At 41.6% G+C, this 1,000-nt stretch carries 1 protein-coding gene; it reads left to right on the forward strand.

Going from position 1 to position 1,000, the window contains the following annotated elements; genetic code table 11:
• Positions 1-158 precede the first annotated feature (158 nt).
• Complete coding sequence (gene cysZ, locus R8269_RS26655; protein WP_005489850.1) at positions 159-902, forward strand: sulfate transporter CysZ; 744 nt, start codon at positions 159-161, stop codon at positions 900-902.
• Positions 903-1,000: the final 98 nt, after the last annotated feature.

Genomic DNA, 1,000 nt, shown 5'->3' on the forward strand with positions numbered 1-1,000 from the left:
AAAACTATATGTAGATTTAGAACAACTTAATGCAAGAAGTTCCGTTTTTTGTTGTGATTCTTGCCACGATTCCACTTTGCAAGACCCTAATTGTTAGGGCATTGAAAGAAAATCATCGACAGGTACAATGAGTTCTCACTCACACGAAAATATTGGATATGAAGATTAACAATCAGCAACGAACCGGATTCGGTTACTTCCTATACGGAATTCAATTGGCGCTCTCTCCAGAGATAAGACGTTTTGTCGTGTTACCACTTTTAGCAAATATTATTCTCGTGGGTGGGGCTATCTTCTATCTATTCTCCCACTTGAACATGTGGATTGAAGGTTGGATTGGACAGTTACCAGAGTTTCTCTCTTGGCTCACGTATATCTTGTGGCCCCTACTTGCTCTAACGATACTGGCCACCTTCTCTTATTTCTTTAGCACGTTAGCCAACTTTATTGCCGCTCCCTTCAACGGGCTGTTAGCAGAAAAAGTTGAAGAGACGCTAACCGGAAAAAAAATTAATGACGACGGCTTTACGGCTGTTCTAAAAGATGTGCCTCGCGTACTTGCTCGCGAATGGAGAAAACTGCTTTATATACTGCCTAAAGCAATTGGCTTGTTTTTGCTCTTACTTATCCCGGCACTAGGGCAAACTGTTGGCCCGGTTTTATGGTTTATCTTTACCGCCTGGATGCTCGCGATTCAATATTGTGATTACCCGTTCGATAACCACAAAATTCCGTTCAACGACATGCGTTACAAATTGAAACAAAAGCAAGGTAAAGCCTATGGCTTTGGTGTGTTGGTTTCAGTATTCACAACGATTCCAATTTTGAACCTTATCGTCATGCCTGTTGCAATATGCGGTGCGACCGCCATGTGGGTGGCAGAGTTTAAACATCAGCGCTAGGTCAAATTTAGTGAAAGGGAAGGCTGTTCGATGCGCTTCCCTTTCTTTTTACTAAATTCTCGGCCAACCTAATAAGATATAACTTTTTAATCCTTTTA

It is taken from the genome of Vibrio sp. Vb0667 (genome assembly GCF_033391095.1).